Origin of the sequence: Rhodococcus sp. IEGM 1409 (assembly GCF_030056735.1) — a bacterium.
Classification (GTDB): Bacteria; Actinomycetota; Actinomycetes; order Mycobacteriales; family Mycobacteriaceae; genus Rhodococcus_F.
Genome location: NZ_JASHKN010000003.1, coordinates 420,803 through 439,426, shown reverse-complemented (window position 1 = coordinate 439,426; position 18,624 = coordinate 420,803). Strand labels below are relative to the sequence as shown.

The 18,624-nt window shown below is 63.8% G+C and carries 17 protein-coding genes; 8 read left to right on the top strand and 9 right to left on the bottom strand.

Translation table 11 applies throughout. The features are described from left to right. Positions 1-296: 296 nt before the first annotated feature. The gene (locus QM716_RS12115; protein WP_283304361.1) at positions 297-593 is read right to left on the bottom strand and encodes an antibiotic biosynthesis monooxygenase family protein; all 297 of its coding nucleotides are present in this window, start codon (positions 591-593) and stop codon (positions 297-299) included. A 66-nt stretch (positions 594-659) separates the two neighbouring features. On the opposite strand from QM716_RS12115, the gene QM716_RS12110 reads away from it, so the two are divergent. Continuing rightward, the gene (locus QM716_RS12110) at positions 660-1,049 is read left to right on the top strand and encodes a DUF3224 domain-containing protein (RefSeq protein WP_283304360.1); all 390 of its coding nucleotides are present in this window, start codon (positions 660-662) and stop codon (positions 1,047-1,049) included. Between the two features lie 145 nt (positions 1,050-1,194). On the opposite strand, the gene QM716_RS12105 is transcribed toward QM716_RS12110, so the two are convergent. After that, positions 1,195-1,611 carry a cytochrome c oxidase subunit 4 gene (locus tag QM716_RS12105; RefSeq protein ID WP_003941723.1) on the bottom strand — a complete coding sequence of 139 codons (417 nt, stop codon included), beginning with the start codon at positions 1,609-1,611 and terminating at the stop codon, positions 1,195-1,197. 39 nt (positions 1,612-1,650) lie between these two features. Beyond that, on the bottom strand, positions 1,651-2,715 hold the full coding sequence (gene ctaC / locus QM716_RS12100) for an aa3-type cytochrome oxidase subunit II (protein WP_283304359.1): 1,065 nt from the start codon (positions 2,713-2,715) through the stop codon (positions 1,651-1,653). Between the two features lie 320 nt (positions 2,716-3,035). Here ctaC and asnB point away from each other — a divergent pair, with 320 nt between their 5' ends. Next, a complete protein-coding gene (asnB, locus tag QM716_RS12095) occupies positions 3,036-4,991 on the top strand; it encodes an asparagine synthase (glutamine-hydrolyzing) (RefSeq protein ID WP_283304358.1) in 1,956 nt (651 codons plus the stop codon). A gap of 62 nt (positions 4,992-5,053) precedes the next feature. Here asnB and QM716_RS12090 read toward each other — a convergent pair whose 3' ends face one another. The 3 genes from QM716_RS12090 to QM716_RS12080 all read right to left on the bottom strand — a co-directional run bounded on the left by QM716_RS12090 (position 5,054) and on the right by QM716_RS12080 (position 7,795). Continuing rightward, entirely contained in the window at positions 5,054-6,031 is a 978-nt protein-coding gene (locus QM716_RS12090) for a carbohydrate kinase family protein (protein ID WP_283304357.1), read from the bottom strand. Between the two features lie 196 nt (positions 6,032-6,227). After that, complete coding sequence (locus QM716_RS12085) at positions 6,228-6,578, bottom strand: HesB/IscA family protein (protein WP_283304356.1); 351 nt, start codon at positions 6,576-6,578, stop codon at positions 6,228-6,230. Positions 6,579-6,694: 116 nt separating this feature from the next. Beyond that, positions 6,695-7,795 carry a glycerate kinase family protein gene (locus QM716_RS12080; protein WP_283304355.1) on the bottom strand — a complete coding sequence of 367 codons (1,101 nt, stop codon included), beginning with the start codon at positions 7,793-7,795 and terminating at the stop codon, positions 6,695-6,697. A 134-nt stretch (positions 7,796-7,929) separates the two neighbouring features. On the opposite strand from QM716_RS12080, the gene QM716_RS12075 reads away from it, so the two are divergent. The 4 genes from QM716_RS12075 to QM716_RS12060 all read left to right on the top strand — a co-directional run bounded on the left by QM716_RS12075 (position 7,930) and on the right by QM716_RS12060 (position 11,127). Continuing rightward, on the top strand, positions 7,930-8,586 hold the full coding sequence (locus QM716_RS12075) for a DUF3043 domain-containing protein (protein ID WP_283304354.1): 657 nt from the start codon (positions 7,930-7,932) through the stop codon (positions 8,584-8,586). Positions 8,587-8,588: 2 nt separating this feature from the next. Further along, positions 8,589-9,176, top strand: coding sequence for a bifunctional adenosylcobinamide kinase/adenosylcobinamide-phosphate guanylyltransferase (gene cobU / locus QM716_RS12070; protein WP_283304353.1), 588 nt, complete (start codon positions 8,589-8,591; stop codon positions 9,174-9,176). A 122-nt stretch (positions 9,177-9,298) separates the two neighbouring features. Next, positions 9,299-10,357, top strand: a complete 1,059-nt coding sequence (gene cobT, locus QM716_RS12065) for a nicotinate-nucleotide--dimethylbenzimidazole phosphoribosyltransferase (RefSeq protein ID WP_283304470.1) — start codon at positions 9,299-9,301, stop codon at positions 10,355-10,357. 2 nt (positions 10,358-10,359) lie between these two features. Next, complete coding sequence (locus QM716_RS12060) at positions 10,360-11,127, top strand: adenosylcobinamide-GDP ribazoletransferase (RefSeq protein WP_283304352.1); 768 nt, start codon at positions 10,360-10,362, stop codon at positions 11,125-11,127. A 1,008-nt stretch (positions 11,128-12,135) separates the two neighbouring features. On the opposite strand, the gene QM716_RS12055 is transcribed toward QM716_RS12060, so the two are convergent. Both QM716_RS12055 and gcvT read right to left on the bottom strand, forming a co-directional pair. Continuing rightward, positions 12,136-13,239, bottom strand: a complete 1,104-nt coding sequence (locus QM716_RS12055; RefSeq protein ID WP_283304351.1) for a branched-chain amino acid aminotransferase — start codon at positions 13,237-13,239, stop codon at positions 12,136-12,138. A 32-nt stretch (positions 13,240-13,271) separates the two neighbouring features. After that, positions 13,272-14,372 carry a glycine cleavage system aminomethyltransferase GcvT gene (gene gcvT, locus QM716_RS12050; RefSeq protein ID WP_283304350.1) on the bottom strand — a complete coding sequence of 367 codons (1,101 nt, stop codon included), beginning with the start codon at positions 14,370-14,372 and terminating at the stop codon, positions 13,272-13,274. 156 nt (positions 14,373-14,528) lie between these two features. Here gcvT and QM716_RS12045 point away from each other — a divergent pair, with 156 nt between their 5' ends. Further along, positions 14,529-16,046: a leucyl aminopeptidase gene (locus tag QM716_RS12045; protein WP_283304349.1), complete on the top strand. Its 1,518-nt coding sequence runs from the start codon at positions 14,529-14,531 to the stop codon at positions 16,044-16,046. A gap of 54 nt (positions 16,047-16,100) precedes the next feature. Here the strand turns inward: QM716_RS12045 and QM716_RS12040 are convergent, their stop codons facing one another. Then, positions 16,101-16,451 (bottom strand): oxidoreductase, encoded by a 351-nt coding sequence (locus QM716_RS12040; RefSeq protein WP_283304348.1) that lies wholly within the window; start codon positions 16,449-16,451, stop codon positions 16,101-16,103. Between the two features lie 364 nt (positions 16,452-16,815). Here QM716_RS12040 and sucB point away from each other — a divergent pair, with 364 nt between their 5' ends. Continuing rightward, complete coding sequence (sucB, locus tag QM716_RS12035; RefSeq protein WP_283304347.1) at positions 16,816-18,549, top strand: 2-oxoglutarate dehydrogenase, E2 component, dihydrolipoamide succinyltransferase; 1,734 nt, start codon at positions 16,816-16,818, stop codon at positions 18,547-18,549. Positions 18,550-18,624 lie beyond the last annotated feature (75 nt).

Genomic DNA, 18,624 nt, shown 5'->3' with positions numbered 1-18,624 from the left:
GAGCAGCACATCACCGAGCGGGCGTACGAGCGAGTCGGCAAAGCGTTCGCCTTCATCCCGACTCGGCAGATCGCGAAATGGGCCATCCACGACCGCACAACCGAACAATTGGAAAGTCCGAGGGTTCGTGTGTAGCGCTCCAATAAGAACGACAGCTGACCTGTGGGGCCCCGAACGGTTTTGCGGTTGGGGGCCCCACTCGTTCTCTGAGGGATTCAGTGTGGAGAACCACCAAGTGTGTTACCACTCCCCCAGTTCGCCGTATGTGGCCGGCGTGAAGGGCAGTACGCCCAATCTCAGACCTCGAAGACAGACGAATAGTGCTCGACCGTCGGGAACGGCTCGTAGAAGTGATGGAGAAGTTCTCGCCACTTCTCGTATCCCGCGGACTGACGGAACCCGATGGTGTGTGACTCCAAGTCTTCCCACTCGACGAGCAGAAGGTACCGCTCCGGCGCTTCCAGGCAGTGCGAGAGCCGCAGCCTGATGAATCCGGGAACCTCGGAGATGATGGCGCGGGCCACGTCGAACGCGGACTCGAATTGCGCTGACTGCGCCGGATCGACCTGCAGGACGGCATGTTCGAGGATCATAGGCCGAGTGTTGCACGTTCTCGAGAGTCCCCACGAGGCGTTGCCGCCTGGTGAGATACTCGGACCATGACATCCCATGCGCGCGGCACCTTCGAGATCGATCTCCGCCCTGCCGATCCTGAGCTCGCCGGACGCGTCGGCCGCTTCGAGTTCGACAAGACATTCATCGGCGGCATCGAAGGTACGTCGTCCGGCCTCATGCTGTCCGCGGGCGACCCGACAAACGGTGAAGCCGGCTACGTCGCGTTGGAGGTTGTCACCGGGCAAGTCGACGAAGCGGTGGGGTCGTTCGCCCTGCAGCAGTTCGGTCAGATGATCGACGGAACGCAGAAGCTCCTGTACGAGATCGTGCCGGGGTCCGGAACCGGCGAATTGAAGGGTATCTCGGGCACTCTCGAGCTCGAGGTCGTGGACGGTCTGCACCGCTACGACCTCGAATACCTGCTCCACGATTGACCGAGGGTGTTTGACAGTCGACACGCTCGTCCTACACCTGTATCACCGACAACCCTGCATCAACGACAGCCTGCATAATCGAAAAACGAAAACAGAGGCGCCGAACCCGGGTGGATTCGGCGCCTCTGTTCGAGTGCAGGTGAAGCTAGTGCTTCTCGGGTCCGGTGTAGTACTCGAACACCAGACCTGCGGCTGCGGCCAGCACACAGACAACTGCGACTGCAATGAGCCACGGCTGGAAGTACGCCAGCGACACTGCCGCGAGTGCAGCAGCGGCGGCCAGCAGGATCGGCCAGAAGCTACCCGGGCTGAAGAAGCCCAGTTCTCCTGCACCGTCCGAGATTTCAGCGTCGTCGTAGTCCTCGGGACGAGTGTCCAGACGACGAGCAACGAAGCGGAAGTAGGTACCCACGATGAGCGTCAGACCTGCAGACAGGACGATGGCCGTCAGTCCGGCCCACTCGATACCTGTGCGTGACAGAGCGGTGAACACTCCGTAGATGATCGCGACGAGAATGAAGAACATCGTCAGGATCTCGAAGAGCTTGGCTTCGATCTTCATATCAGCACTTGTCCTTGTTCAGTGAAGAGGCTGGCCGGCTCAGTTGCCTGCAGTGGCGACGGTTGCCTGACGGTACTCGCGGTCGGTGTTGAACGGCGTGGTCGACGTAGCCACCGGCGACTGACCGATTGCCTGCAGAGCCTCAGCGGTCGTCAGACCACCCTTGCCCTCCGCGTCACCCTTACGCAGTTCGATGTACTTGGCGAAGTCCTCCGGCGAAACCGCACGAACCTCGAAGTTCATCATCGCGTGGAACGTGCCACACATTTCTGCACAACGCCCGACGAACGCGCCTTCCTTCTCGATCTCACTGATCTGGAAGATGTTGTCCGAGTGGTTCTCCTTGGGGTTCGGGAGAACGTCACGCTTGAACAGGAACTCGGGCACCCAGAATGCGTGGATGACGTCCGAGGAAGCGAGTTCGAACTGGATTCGCTTGCCGGTGGGCAGAACGAGGACCGGGATCTCCTGGCTGGAGCCGACGGTCTCGATCTTGTCGTAGTGCAGGTAGCTCAGGTCCTCGGTGCTGTTGCCGTGGATCGGGCCGGGAACTTCTTCGCCGTGATCGTTGACAGTGGAGCCCTCGGTCTTGGCAGCCTCTTCGGCCTCGACGTCGATTCCGTTGTACTTGGCGGAGCCGTCACCGAACTCGATGGAGCGGTAGCCGAACTTCCAGTTCCACTGGAAGGCCGTGACGTCTACGACGACGTCAGGGTTGTCCGTCTTGTCCAGAACATGGTTCTGAACGATGACGGTGAAGTAGAAGAGAACCGCGATGATGACGAAGGGAACTGCCGTGTAACCGAGTTCGAGCGGCACATTGTATGCCGTCTGACGCGGGAATTCCGGCGAGTCCTTCTTCTTACGGTGGAAGATGACGGCCCAGAAGACCAACCCCCACACCAGCACACCCATGACGAGGGCGGCTACAACCGACCACGTCCACAGCTCACGCATGCGCGTCGCCTCCGGGGTGATGCCCGAAGGCCACCCGAAACGAAGCACTTCGTTGTCGATGGAGCAACCCGACAGCAGCAAGGCAGCAATGCCCAGAGATACTGCCAGCCCCGCTCGCCGAAGGATCCGACCTTGCGCCACGTTCACGCCTTCCTGATCGCCACAAAATTCAACTAGGGCATGCCCGGAGGGAAGGCCCAATTACTACGCAGCGTAGACCAAAGCCGGGCGCTATCCATCCTCGGGTCCTCGCCCGTGTCGCGGCGGACGTCACACATCTCTCTCAGGTGCTGCTCAGGAACGGCTCAGGTCGTTTGGGCGACGCACATCACGTCGATTCGTTCCGCCGTGATCGGCAGGGAAGTCGATCTGCGGCATACTTTCGACAAGAGTTCGTTGACCTCTCCCCGACACTCGTGTCCGGGAGCCTTCTGTACAAAAAATTCTGAATCGAGGAACCGGACGCTGTGTGTGGACTGCTCGGGCTACTGACATCTGGCGGAACCAGCGAGGACGCCGTCTCGCGGGTCGACCAGGCGATGCATTGCCTTCGTCACCGCGGGCCGGACGAACACGGGACGTGGAACGACGACCACCTCGTCTTCGGGTTCAACCGCCTGGCGATCATCGACATCGCTCATTCCCACCAGCCGTTGCGTTGGGGCCCGCCGGAGAATCCGGAGCGTTATGCGCTCACGTTCAACGGCGAGATCTACAACTATCTGGAGATCCGCGCCGAACTGGTCAAGGACCACGACGCGAAATTCTTCACCGAGGGCGACTCGGAGGCCATTGTCGCTGCATTCCACTACTGGGGTGAAGATGCGGTCCGGCGCCTGCGCGGAATGTTCGCGTTCGCGATCTGGGACACCGACACACGCGAGCTGTTCATCGCGCGCGATCCGTTCGGTATCAAGCCGCTGTTCATCGCGACCGGCGCCGGCGGCACCGCGTTCGGCAGCGAGAAGAAGAGCCTGCTCGAACTCACCGATCTGATCGGCATCGGTACCGAGCTGGATCCGCGCGCCATCGAGCACTACACCGTTCTGCAGTACGTACCGGAGCCGGAAACACTGCACAAGCAGATCCGACGCCTGGAATCAGGCAGCTTCGCTCGTGTGCGTCCGGGCGAGGAGCCCACGTTCACGCGGTACTTCACGCCGAAGTTCCCGGCCAAGCCTTTTGCGCCGGGCACCGAGAAGGCGCGCTACCAGGAAATCGCCGAGGCCCTCGAGGATTCGGTTGCCAAGCACATGCGCGCCGACGTCACCGTCGGTTCGTTCCTGTCCGGCGGTATCGACTCCACTGCGATCGCGGCGCTGGCGATGCGTCACAACCCCAACCTGATCACCTTCACGACCGGTTTCGAACGTGAGGGCTATTCCGAGGTCGACGTTGCTGCCGAATCCGCCGCGGCGATCGGCGCGAAGCACGTCGTCAAGGTGGTCTCCCCCGCCGAGTTCGCGGCTGCCATTCCCGAGATCGTCTGGTACCTCGACGACCCGGTGGCCGACCCGGCACTGATTCCGCTGTGGTTCATCGCGAAGGAAGCTCGCAAGCACGTCAAGGTGGTGCTGTCCGGCGAGGGCGCGGACGAGCTGTTCGGCGGCTACACGATCTATCGTGAGCCGTTGTCGCTCAAGCCTTTCGAGTACCTCCCCAAGGGATTGCGTCGGGCCGCGGGCAAGTTGTCCGAGCGCATCCCCGACGGCACCCGCGGCAAGAGTCTGCTCAACCGCGGATCGTTGACGCTCGAGGAGCGCTACTACGGCAACGCTCGTAGCTTCAACGACGCTCAGCTTCGCGCCGTCTTACGCGACTTCCGACCCGAGTGGACTCACCAGGACGTCACCGCGCCGATCTACGCGCAGTCTCGGGACTGGGATCCGGTTGCCCGGATGCAACATCTCGACCTCTTCACGTGGCTGCGTGGCGACATCCTCGTCAAGGCCGACAAGATGACGATGGCAAACTCACTGGAACTGCGTGTGCCGTTCCTCGATCCCGAGGTCTTCGACGTCGCGTCACGCGTACCGCTCGATCAGAAGATCACGTTGGGGCGAGCGAAGCGACGGGGATTGTCCGAGCACACCACCAAGTATGCGTTGCGTCAGGCCTTGGAAGGCATTGTGCCGCACCATGTTCTGCACCGCGCCAAGCTCGGATTCCCGGTGCCCCTGCGCCACTGGCTACGCGGCACCGAACTCTTCGACTGGGCACATCTGCAGATCGAAGAGTCGGGAACCGACCACATCTTCGACAAGCAGGCCGTCGTGAAGATGCTCAACGATCACCGCGAGGGCGTTTCGGACCACAGCCGACGCCTGTGGACCGTCCTGACCTTCATGGTCTGGCACGGAATCTTCGTGGAGAAGCGCATCGTGCCGCAGATCCAGGAACCGGTGTACCCGGTCAATATCTAGGCTTCGGCCCGTGAGTGGTTAGGGAGTCTCCGGACTCCTGAACCACTCACGGGGCGGAGCCCCTACTTCGGCAGGATCGTCGTGATCTCGTCTGCTGCCGCGCTGCCGTACGCCTCGGTGAGACGCTTGAGCGCCTCGTCGCGATTGAACACCCACTCCTGGGTTCCGACGGTCTCGAGAATCAGCACAGCAACGAGAGATCCCAGCTGTGCAGCACGCTCGAAGCTCAAACCAGCGCCGTGTGCGAGCAGGAAGCCGGCACGGAAGCCGTCGCCAACACCCGTCGGATCAACCTTTCCGGTCTCGGGCACAACATCGACGTGCACCCAGTTACCTTCGGCATCAACAATTTCCACGCCCTTGGAGCCGAGTGTGGTGACGCGGATGCCGACCTGTGCGCGGATCTCTTCCTCACTCAGACCCGTCTTCTGCTGAAGCAGGCCCCACTCGTACTCGTTGGTGAACAAGTACTTCGCACCGTGGATGAGTGCCTTGGCCTCGTCACCGGACAGGCGAGCAAGCTGCTGCGACGGATCGGCTGCGAACGGGATTCCCAGCAGGCGGCATTCGTCGGTATGGCGAACCATTGCTTCGGGGTCGTTTGCGCCGATCAGTACAAGATCAAGCGCACCCGCGGTCTTGGCCACTGCTACGAGTTCGATCTCGCGGGCCTCGCTCATCGCGCCGGGGTAGAACGACGCGATCTGCGCCATGTCCTCGTCGGTGGTGCACACGAAACGCGCGGTGTGTGCCTTGTCCGAGATGCGGACCGCGCTGCAATCGACGCCATTGTCCTCGAGCCATGTGCGGTATTCGGCGAAGTCCGCGCCGACAGCGCCGACGAGCAGCGGCGATCCACCGAGCACGCCCATCGCGTAGGCGATGTTGCCGCCGACGCCGCCGCGGCGGATCACGAGGTCGTCCACCAAGAAACTCAGCGAAATGTGGGCGAGCTGATCGGCGAGGAGCTGATCGGCGAAGCGGCCGGGAAAGCGCATCAAGTGGTCGGTGGCAATGGAACCGGTTACCGCAATAGTCACGGATCGTGGCCTTTCAGCGAAGTGAGTACAAGAATGAAAGAGGATCAAAAGTTCACGTTACTGCCCGTAGCGCCGCCTTTGGCACCCGAGCCGGCAGATCGGAACCGTCCGAGTACGAGTCACCACAAACAACTGACGCGAAACCGAATGTCGGTTCCGCGTCAGTTGTTTGCGAATTGAGTTGTGATCGACAGACTCAGTTGAACGAGTCACCGCAGGCGCAGGAGCCTGTTGCGTTGGGGTTGTCGATCGAGAAGCCCTGCTGCTCGATGGTGTCGAGGAAGTCGATGGACGCACCTTCGACGTACGGCGCGCTCATCCGGTCGACAACCAGGTTGACGCCGTTGAAGTCGACGGTGAGGTCACCGTCGAGCGTGCGGTCGTCGAAGAACAGCTGGTACTTCAGTCCGGCACAGCCGCCGGGCTGCACTGCGATACGCAGCGCGAGGTCGTCGCGACCCTCCTGATCGAAGAGTGCCTTCGCCTTGGAGGATGCGGCCTCGGTCATCTTGACGCCGTGGGTGGCGGTCTCGTTCTGCACAGTCATGGGCTCTCCCTAATGTTCGTACCAACCCGTGAACGCTTCAACGGTACGCCGCTGCCGACTTATTCCCGCCAGTCCTTACCGGGTGCGATTCGTCTTCATCCTATCCGGTCTTCCCGTCACGGCAACGGCGCGTCGACGCTGGCGGATCCTGTGCTCTGTTGACCGCGCCAGATGTTCCACTCGCGCGCCGTGCGTTCGGCGAGTCCCTGCAGACACGCCGACGCTTCCTCCATGGCACGTTCTACTGAACCCGCGAACTCTGTCACCGATTTCGCCGCGACGATCGAGGTCGACGCATAGTCCGTCTCGTCGAGCGTCACCTGGCCGGCAAAGACGAGCGTCGGAACGCCGTGCGCTGCCCCGGCCGAAGCGAGCGCTGTGACGAGTTTGCCTCGCAGAGATTGGTGGTCGAACTTGCCTTCGCCGGTGATCACCAGGTCGGCAGACGCCAATAGCGCCGCCTGCCCGGTGCGATCGGCGACGACGTCGGCCCCGGATCGCCGCTGCGCACCGAGCGCGAACAGCGCAGCACCGATACCACCTGCGGCGCCGGCACCCGGAAGATCCGACACTCCCTTTCCGGTGACGGATTCCAACTGTTCTGCCCACATCGCATTTCTCTCTTCGAGGACGGCGACGGCCTCGGCGTCGGCACCTTTTTGCGGGCCGAACACCGCTGCTGCGCCGTGTTCGCCGAGTAGGACGTGCTCGACGTCGGTGGCTGCGACCAACTCGATCTCCGTCATAGCCGCCGTTGCAGCCTCCAGGCCGCCCAGTGCCTCCACCAGTCCACGTCCCCCGTCTGTGCAGCAACTCCCACCAAGTCCGACAACGATCGTCTTCACGCCGGCCTCGAGCGCAGCCGCGATCAGTTCTCCGACGCCGCGACTGTGCGCGGCGAGTGCGCTCTCACGCGTCGGCGGACCTTCGAGCAGGCCGAGCCCGACTGCCTCGGCCGACTCGATGTACGCCGTGCCCGAATCCAACAGCCACGCGGCGTCGACGCCCGCGGTCAGTGGCCCAGGCACCCGCGCGGTCCGGAGGTCGCCCCCAGCCGTGGCCAAGACGTCGACGAAACCCGGCCCACCGTCGGATTGTGGCGCGGTGACGACGTCGTCTTCGGGTCGGCCACGTCGCCAACCGGCAGAAATGGACTCGGCCGCCTCGACGGCAGTCAACGTCTCACCAAACGAATCTGGAGCAACTATTACCCGCATGGCCGAAGTCTAAGAGTCTCGAATGACCCCGATGTTTCACGATCTCGCGCGTTTCAGTGCCTCGGGCGATTGGGTTTTTCAGAAAGACCGAGGTCGGTTTCCCAGACCGTGCACTTATCCAATAGCCTGGAGGTGTGAAATTGCTACGCCGCGGTGACTCAGACAACTCCGACAAACGTGACGTCGAGGGCACTGAGGCATCCTCGGCCTCCGAAGAGGCGCCCATCGAGCAGGTGGGCAAAGGCCGCCCAACACCCAAGCGTCGCGACGCCGAGGCGAAGAGGCGTGGCCCGGTTGCGCCTGCACCGCTGACCGCGAAGGAAGCCCGCGCCCGCCGCAAGGCGACCCGGGGTTCCAAGGAGGACCGCAAGGCCGACGCCGCTGAGCGTCGCGCATCGTCGGCAGATCGCCGCGCCCGTATGCTCGCCGGCGAAGACAAGTACCTGCTCCCCCGCGACAAGGGCCCGGTTCGCGCCTACGTCCGTGACTTCATCGACGCTCGCCGCAACCTCGTCGGGCTGTTCATGCCGCTCGCATTGATCCTCATCATGACGATGTTCGTCACGCCCGCACTCCAGCAGATCGTCACGCTGGTAATGCTCGTGATGATGCTCTTCATGGTCGGTGAAGGCATCTGGCTCGGACGCATGATCAACAACCGCGTCGCCGAGCGCTTCCCCGACAGCACCGACGGCGGATTCAAGCTCGGCTGGTACGCGTTCGTTCGGGCGTCGCAGATCCGTAAGCTGCGTGCACCGAAGCCTCGTGTGGGGCCGGGCGACGCAATCTGAGCGTGACGAACACGTACAGAACTTTGGTCCTCGGCGGCGCGCGGTCTGGTAAGTCCGCGCACGCCGAGGATTTGGTTTGTGCAGGCCGCTTACCCGAAAGTTCGGCACCGATCCGGTACCTGGCAACAGCCAAGCGCGATAACTCCGACGCCGACTGGGAAAGCCGGATCGATCAGCACCGCAGCAGACGGCCCTCCCACTGGTCGACGGTCGAGACCGCGGATGCGGGCGACCTCACGGCGCAGCTCGAAAGAGATTCACACACAGCGACGTTGGTCGACGACCTGGGAACGTGGCTGACCACCGAACTGGACCGTCAGGGCGCCTGGGACGCACCGCGCGGCACCATCACGTCCGCTGCGGACAGCCTGGTCGCCGGCGTCGAGAATTACCGCGGATCCCTGGTGCTGGTCAGCCCAGAAGTGGGTTTGGCCGTGATTCCCGAGACCCGGTCAGGACGATTGTTCCGCGACGAGATCGGCACTCTCAACGCTCGTATCGCCGCGGTGTGCGATCGTGTCGTACTAGTCGTTGCAGGGATACCGCTCGTCTTGAAAGATACTGCTGCACAACCGGAAGGCACGATGTGAGTACCGACGCCAATTCAGGGGCCAATCCAGGGGCGAATCCAGTTGCCAACCCAGAATCCAACCCTGACGTCACGCCTGTCAGTAGCGCCGACTTCGAACCCGTCACCCCGCCCGACCGGGAAGTGCGCGCGCAGGCCGACGCACGCCAGCGTGATCTGACCAAGCCGGCCGGTTCACTGGGTCGACTGGAGGCTCTCGCCGGTTGGGCATCGGCGTGCCAAGGAGTTTGTCCCCCACATGCTTTCGCTCGACCTCGCGTCGTCGTCTTCGCCGGTGATCACGGAATCGCCCGCAACGGTGTCTCCGCCTATCCCCCAGAAGTGACCGCACAGATGGTCGCCAACTTCCTCGGGGGCGGCGCGGCAGTCAACGTCCTCTCCGAGGTTGCCGGCGCCACTGTTCGCGTCGTCGACATCGCGGTGGACGGCGATACCGATCCGTCCGTCGCGAACCACAAGGTGCGCAGGTCTTCTGGGTCCATCGACCGCGAAGACGCCATGTCGAACGAGGAAACCCTCCAGGCCATCGCCGCCGGCCGAGCGATCGCGGACGAGGAAATCGACGGGGGCGCAGACCTTCTCATCGCCGGCGACATGGGCATCGGCAACACCACACCCGCTACCGTGCTCATCGCCGCCCTGACGGACAGCGAACCTGTCGCGGTCGTGGGTCGAGGTACCGGCATCGACGACGCCGGGTGGATCCGCAAGACCGCAGCGATTCGAGATGCTCTCCGACGCGCTCGTCCGCACGTTCGCGACACAGTCGCACTGCTGCGCACGTCTTCGGGTGCCGACCTCGCAGCGATGGCCGGCTTTCTGGCCCAGGCAGCTTCGCGTCGTACGCCGGTGATCCTCGACGGCGTAGTGGTCACCGCAGCCGCCATGGTTGCCGACGAACTGGCTTTCGGCGCACGTGAATGGTGGGTCGCCGGACACCGCTCCACCGAACCCGCCCACACCATCGCATTGACCCGAATGGGTCTCGAACCGATCGTCGAGTTCGACATGCGACTCGGCGAAGGTTCAGGCGCAGTCACAGCGCTCCCGATTCTTCAGGGCGCAGTGGCAATCCTGAGCAAGATGGCGACATTCTCCGAGGCCGGTGTCAGCACTCGGGGCAGCGCGCCCGCTGAGGAACCCGAGTCGATCGACCTGACCAAGACCGATACGGCGGAGTGAGCGTGGCGGGCCCGCTGTCCGGTGTGCCACTGGCCTTCTCGTGGCTGACGGTCCTCCCGGTTCGTGGCCCCTCCGACATTGATCGCGCTGCCGGGCGTCGCGCCATCACCGCCGCTCCGCTGACCGGAATCGCTCTCGGGATTGCCGCGACGTTTCTGCTCTGGGGCACAACCAGCATCGGCCTGAATCCCTATCTCGCGGGCTTACTGACGGTCGGCGCACTCGCTCTCGGCACCCGCGGGATGCACGTGGACGGATTGGCAGACTCCGTCGACGGACTGGGTTGTTACGGTCCACCGGAGCGCGCCCGCGAGGTCATGCACAGCGGCGGCGCCGGACCCTTCGGGGTCGCCGCACTGTTCATCTTCCTTGGGCTGCAATCGGTCTCCTTCGGCGTCCTTGCTGTTGCCGACTCCCCTACACAGTGGATCGCAGTACTCGTATCTGTCGCTGCGGGTCGAGTCGCCGTCGTTTTTGCCTGCCGCCGAGGCATTCTCGCGTCGAGCCCGAGCGGATTCGGTGCACTCGTCGCCGATTCGCAACCGCTGTGGGCCGCATTCGTATGGTCGGTTCCGCTGATCGCCGTTTCTGCCTTTGCCGCCGACCGGTGGTGGCTCGGCCCTCTCGTGACCGCGTCGGCGCTGGTGATCAGTGTGCTGTGTGTGCGTCACTGCGTCCGTAGATTCGGCGGACTCAACGGAGATGTTCTCGGATTCGCGCTCGAACTCACGGTGACGCTGACGGCCGTCGGCCTTACTCTCGGACTGTGATCTGACGTCGTGCGAGTCTGAGTCCTTGCGTACGAGGGTTGCCTGGCGGCCGAGATCTTCGTTTTCGCCGACCTTTCTCCTGATCGCCAATCGCGTCGCTGGAGCGTCCACCGACCCATTCGAGGTATCGGTCATCGCAGCGTCCGGCACGCCCGTCGTTGCGGCAGGCGGATATATTCGATCGGCGCACAGGAGGGGCAAAACGACATCGGTTATCAGGATCCTGGAATCTTCCGTCGACTGTTCGCCGACCGTGTCGGAATCAGTTCGGCTGACTGTCGAAAGCGATTCCGCAACGGCGGCACCGGATAAGTCGCGCGAGTGCCGAGCCCGCCCGAAAACGTGGCGAACCGCCCTCTTCTGTAGTTGATCACGCACCGAAAGACTGTGCAGAGGAGAAACTTCGACCAATTGGGAGGGCCCACCGTGCCGAACCGGAGCATGACAAAAGATGATCCGCTCGAAGACACCGGTTTCACGGTCTTTGTTCCGTCGCTGTTCGGCCGCGACGGCGCGGTCCCCACCGTGGACGAGGGGGTCTCCGTTTTCAAGAGAGCCTGTGTCACGCAAAGTTCCGCGCGCTCACTGCCGACGAACCGAGTCGAGGGGTCCGTTGGCTGCGTTCACTCGCCGCTTCGGCCTACGTGGACAGCGGTGGCCCCGGAGTCGGCGTGATCGGGATGTACTTCACGGGTAACTTCGCGCTGTCGATGATGCTCGAACCATCAGTCGTTGCGCCGGTCCTCGACCAGCCGTCGTTGCCGCTCGATCGACCGGGCGAAACCGACAGTGGGCCCGAAGAACTCGCAGCCGTCCGCTCGCGGCTCGACGCCGAAGACCTCGCGGTGCTTGCATACCGCTTCAAGGCGACCCGTTCTGCCGTACACAGCGATTCGCGGCGTACTCGAAGGCCTTGGGCAAGCGCTTCGTCGGATCACCCACCACCGTCGCACGGGACGAGATTCTGCAATTGTTCCGCGAGCGATTGCTCGCGGAACGAACCAACGATCAGCGAAGCTTGGTCATCCAGCCGTGGGTGTCGGCGAAGGTACCGCGCTGGATACCCGTGAGGGTGTCGCGCAGTGCCATCGTCACTTCACCCGGCTCGCCGTCGGCGATGGTGAACTCGCCTTCGGCGGACTTGACGCGCCCAACGGGGGTGATGACTGCTGCTGTGCCGCAAGCGAAGACCTCGGTGATTTCACCGCTCTTGCACTTGGTGCGCCATTCGTCGGTGCTGATCTTGCGCTCTTCGACGGAGAAGCCGGAATCGGCAGCGAGGGCGAGCAGCGAGTTGCGCGTGATGCCGGGCAGCAACGAACCCGACAGCGACGGCGTCACGAGGCGTGCGTCGGGGCCGGAACCGAAGACGAAGAACAGGTTCATTCCACCCATTTCCTCGACGTACGTGCGCTCGATGGCATCGAGCCACACCACCTGGTCGCAACCCTCGTCGGCGGCTTGTGCCTGGGCGAGCAGCGAAGCGGCGTAGTTGCCGGCGAACTTGGCTGCGCCGGTACCGCCGGGGGCCGCGCGAACGTATTCGGTGGACAGCCACACACTGACCGGCTTGACGCCACGCGGGAAGTACGCACCGGCGGGTGAGGCGATCAGCAGGTAGCGGTACTCGTCGGCGGGACGGACTCCGAGGCCGGCTTCGGTGGAGAACATGAACGGACGGAGGTAGAGCGCGTCCTCTCCACCGGCTGCGGGAACCCAGTCGAGATCGACGTCGATCAGTTCGGTGATGGAATCGATGAACATCTGCGACGGCAGTTCCGGCATCGCCAGACGGCGAGCAGATGATGCGAAACGCTCGGCGTTGGCGTCGACGCGGAACGAGCTGATCTCACCACCCGGCTGACGGTATGCCTTGAGGCCCTCGAAAATGGCCTGTCCGTAGTGCAAAACCATTGCGGCCGGATCGAGCTCGATGTTTCCGTACGGCAACACCTGGGCGTCGTGCCAGCCCTTGCCCGCGGTGTAGTCGATCGAGACCATGTGGTCGGTGAAGTGCCGCCCGAAGCCGGGCGCCGCCAAAATGTCACGGCGCTCGGCGTCGGACTTCGGGGACGAGCTCTGAACACGAACGAAATCGGCGGCACCTGTCATGGGCGCAATCCTATCGAACGTGAAAAAGCTCTCTACTTGGTGTTGGTCTCCACGAACGGAGGAGACACCACGACGCACCGAAGAGCACGACCACGGACGTCGACTTCGATCTCGTCTCCGGCCGCGATATTGGCGCCGGAATCCAGGAGCGCCAACGCAATTCCCACTTTGAGCGAAGGTGAGAACGTCCCGGAGGTGGTCTCGCCGATTGCCTCGCCGTCACGCAGAACACCGAGGCCGGCCCGCAGCACACCGCGGTCGAGAGCCTTGATCCCCCAGAGTTTGCGGGCCGGACCGGCAGCCTTCTCGTCGGTCAGGGTCTCTTTGCCCCAGAATGTCGGCTTCTTCCAACCGATCGCCCATCCGCAGCGTGCTTCGAGCGGGGAAATCTCGAGCGAAAGCTCATGCCCGTGCAGCGGATAACCCATCTCGGTACGAAGAGTGTCGCGGGCGCCGAGTCCAGCGGCCTGCCCACCCTCGGCGCGCACTGCCTCGAGAAGCGCGCGGAACAACGGCTCGCTGTCCTCCCACCGCGGCAGGAGTTCGTATCCGACCTCACCGGTGTAACCACTGCGGCACACACGCACGGGCACGCCGTTCCATTGCGCATCTTCGTACGCCATGTACTCGATCTCGGTGGGAAGTCCCAGAGCCGTCAGAACCGCCACCGATTTCGGGCCCTGCACCGCCAGCACTCCGTACCCACGATGCTGATCCTCGACGGTGATTCCGTCCGGTGCGACGGCGACCAGAGCCGCAACGACGTCCGCGGTGTTGGCCGCATTCGGGACGAGGAAGATCTCGTCGTCGCTGACGTAGTACGCGATGAGATCGTCGATGACACCACCGGACTCGTTGCAGCACAACGTGTACTGAGCCTTACCCGGTCCGATCTTGTTCAGATCGTTGGTGAGTGCGGAGTTCACGAATTCCGCGGCGCCCGCCCCACGCACGACGGCCTTGCCGAGGTGACTGACGTCGAAGAGTCCGACATTCTCACGCACAGAGGTGTGTTCGGCCACGACGCCCGCGTACGAAACCGGCATCTGCCACCCCCCGAACGGCGCGAACGTCGCGCCGAGTTCGACATGGACGGGGTGGATCGGGCCCTGCAACAGTTGTTCGTCGGTCATGGCCCACAACCTATCGGACTTCGCCGATCGAAACATGTCCGCAGCGAGAGCTCACCTGGCCGAGACGATCCCCCGTCCGGAAACCGCAGAGGGCCTAACATCGACTCAGGCATCCGCCAGAACCGGACGCATCGCACTCACCTCACAGGAGACACCTTGAGCACTCGCACAGCCCGATCGTTGGGACCCGACCTCGTTCTCGCCGGCACAGTCGCCAAGCGCGCAGAGATATTGGTCGTCGGTCTGACGTCGGGTCCGGACGGCCCCGAAATCGCACTCGGCGAAGGCATCGTCGACGAAGACGTGCTCGCCGAGATCCTCGACAGCCTCATCGCAGTCGGCGCCACCGGCAAGCCCGAGCAGCTCACCCGCGTCCCGGCACCGAGCGCACTGTCGGTCATCAGCGTCCTCGCCGTCGGACTCGGCTCCGCCGACAAGCTCGGTAGTGAGCAGATCCGCAAGTCTGCCGGCGCAGCAGCTCGCTCGCTGTCCGGCATCGACACCGTCGCAACCACGCTCTCGATCCTCGATCTCGGTGCAGCCGCCGAGGGATTTGCGTTGGGCGCGTACAGCTTCACCGAATTCAAGTCGTCCATGACCGCTCCCGGGCCGGATGCGCAGCCGCTCGCGCGCGTCGAACTTCTGGTGCCGTCGCCGCGCACGAAGGAGACAAAGGCAACGCTGGCACGGTCGGCCGCCATCGCCGAGGCCGTTGCCACCGCACGCGAGTTCGTCAACACTCCCCCGAGCCACCTCTACCCTGCCGAGTTCGCGGCGCGTGCCAAGGCACTGGGCGTCGAGGCCGGGCTCACCGTCCAGGTTCTCGACGAGAAGGCACTCGAAAAGGGTGGCTACGGCGGAATCATCGGCGTCGGCAAGGGCTCGTCACGCCAGCCGCGTCTCGTCCGCCTCGAATACGCGTCGAAGAAGCGGGGCGCCCGCAAGGTCGCGCTGGTAGGTAAGGGCATCACCTTCGACACCGGCGGAATCTCCATCAAGCCGGCCGCAGGCATGGAGAACATGACCTCGGACATGGGCGGCGCCGCAGCCGTCATCTCCACCGTCGTACTTGCCGCCAAGCTCGGCCTGCCCGTCAACGTCGTCGCATACGTGCCAATGGCCGAGAACATGCCGTCCGCGACCGCGCAGCGTCCCGGCGACGTGTTGACCCAGTACGGCGGAATAACCATCGAGGTCGTCAACACCGACGCCGAGGGCCGTTTGATCCTTGCCGACGCGATGGTTCGCGCGGGTGAGGACAACCCCGACTACATGATCGACACCGCCACCCTGACCGGTGCGCAGATGGTGGCGCTCGGCAACCGCACTCCCGGCGTCATGGGCACGGACGAGTTCCGTGACCGCGTCGCCTCCATCTCGCAGAGCGTCGGCGAGAACGGCTGGGCCATGCCGCTGCCCGAGGAACTGCGTGGAGATCTCGACTCCAAGGTCGCCGACATGGCCAATGTCACCCCGCACCGCTGGGGCGGCATGCTGGTCGCAGCTCACTACCTCAAGGAATTCGTTCCCGAAGGCGTCCAGTGGGCGCACATCGACGTGGCGGGTCCGGCGTACAACACGTCAGGACCGTGGGGTTACACCGGCAAGGGCGGCACCGGCGTTCCGGTTCGCACGATGATCTCTGTCCTGGAGGACATTGCGGTCAACGGCTGACCACTTGCTGTGCGCCTTTATTGACCCCCGCGGTTGATACAGGCGCACAGCAGTTCAGGCGCCGTCGCGCAATTCCTGCTCGCGGGCACGCTTACGTTCGATTCGCTTACGCTCGTCATGATCACGCATACGCTGCGGATATCCCGTTTTTCGGACGTCGTAGACCGGGATCTTCAAGTCTTGTCCCAATTTGCGGGCACCGCGTTCGCCGCCGACACGACGACGGGTCCACTCCCCGTCCTTGGCGACGAGGACGACGGTCACGTCGGTCACCGTCGTCTGAGGTTCCACGTACGCCTCGACGCCTTCGTGTGAGTGCGCCCAGTTCGCCAGATGATCCGCATCACTTTGCGCTGCGGCCTGAGCCGCACTCGGCGGACGCTTGAAACGATCGAACAGTCCCACGGTCGTACCCTCCTCGGTACCGACGCCGCGGATGCACCCCGGCGATATGTCAAGTTTGCCAGGCGATGTCCGTTGTGCCTGCGCACGACATACCGTTTGGTTCGCTTACGCCGTTACAGCCGGACCCCCGACGCATACCTACTCACCAGTAGCCGACACACCCGAAACGGACGGGATCCCCCTCATCGGACACGCCCGGCGTATCAATGGAAAGATGAACGACGGTGACGCCGCGCCCGCGCGTCGACATCGGCAAAATAGCTACAAGTAGCCGCACGTCGCGCGCCACTCGAGCACAATGCATTACGACCACAAGTCGACAAAATTCAACAACCCGAACACAACTGTCGAGGAGTCAAAAGACATGGCCTTCTCCGTCCAGATGCCAGCCCTAGGTGAGAGCGTCACCGAGGGAACTGTCACACGGTGGCTCAAGCAGGAAGGAGACACGGTCGAAGTCGACGAACCCTTGCTCGAAGTCTCCACGGACAAGGTCGACACCGAGATTCCGTCTCCCGTCGCCGGCGTCCTGACCAAGATCGTCGCGCAGGAAGACGACACCGTGGAAATCGGTGGCGAGCTCGCCCAGATCGGTGAAGCCGGCGAAGCCGCAGCTCCCGCGGCAGAGGCACCCGCCCCGGCCGAAGAAGAAGCTCCCGCCGAGGAAGCACCGGCAGCCGAGGCGCCTGCCGAGGAAGCTCCCGCAGCCGAGGCACCCGCTGCTTCCGGCGGTTCCGCGGAAGGCACCGCTGTGACGATGCCCGCCCTCGGCGAGTCCGTCACCGAAGGCACCGTCACCCGCTGGCTCAAGGCCGTCGGCGACGAAGTTGCCGTCGACGAGGCGCTGCTCGAAGTCTCGACCGACAAGGTCGACACCGAAATCCCGTCGCCCGTCGCCGGAATCCTGCTCGAGATCAATGCGCAGGAAGACGACACCGTCGAGATCGGTGGCCAGCTGGCCGTCGTCGGATCCGGCGCACCCGCCGCGGCTTCGGCACCCAAGGCTGCCCCCGCCGCACCCGCAGCACCGCCCGCTCCCAAGGCTGAAGCACCCAAGGCCGAAGCTCCCAAGGCTGAAGCTCCCAAAGCCGCTGCCGCACCTAAGCCTGTTGCAGCTCCCGCACCGGCGGCTGCACCCGCAGCTTCCGGCGACAGCAGCCCGTACGTCACGCCGCTCGTGCGCAAGCTCGCAACGGACAACGGTGTCGACCTCGCCACCGTCACCGGCACCGGCGTCGGCGGCCGCATCCGCAAGCAGGATGTGCTCGCCGCTGCGGAGGCCAAGAAGGCTCCCGCCGCCGCTCCTGCTGCTGCCCCCGCAGCCGCAGCGCCGGCGGCAACCGCAGCCGCCGGTGTGCGACCGGAACTTGCCCACCTGCGTGGCACCACGCAGAAGGCCAACCGCATCCGGCAGATCACGGCTACCAAGACTCGTGAGTCGCTTCAGAACACCGCTCAGCTCACGCAGACCTTCGAGGTGGACGTCACCAAGATCGTCGCGCTGCGTGCACGCGCCAAGGCCGGCTTCATCGAGCGTGAAGGCGTCAACCTGACGTTCCTCCCGTTCTTCGCCAAAGCAGTTGTCGAGGCTCTGAAGTCGCACCCGAACATCAACGCCAGCTACGACGAGGCTGCAAAGCAGATCACCTACTACGACGCCGAGCACCTGGGCATCGCAGTGGACACCGATCAGGGACTGCTGTCCCCCGTCATCCACAACGCCGGCGACCTCGGCCTGGCCGGCTTGGCTCGCGCCATCGCCGACATCGCGAAGCGTGCACGTTCGGGTGGCCTCAAGCCGGACGAGCTCTCGGGCGGCACCTTCACGATCACCAACATCGGCAGCCAGGGTGCGCTGTTCGACACCCCGATCCTGGTACCGCCGCAGGCGGCCATGCTCGGAACCGGTGCGATCGTCAAGCGACCGATGGTCGTCACCGACGAGAACGGCAACGAGTCCATCGGCGTTCGTTCGATGATCTACTTGCCGCTGACCTACGATCACCGTCTCGTCGACGGCGCTGACGCCGGCCGATTCCTCACCACTGTGAAGCAGCGGTTGGAAGAAGCCTCGTTCGAAGCTGATCTCGGCCTGTAAGCAACTGCTCTTCCAGCCGGGGCGTCATCTCCATCAGGAGGTGGCGCCCCGGCTTTTTCAGTACGGTCGGATATA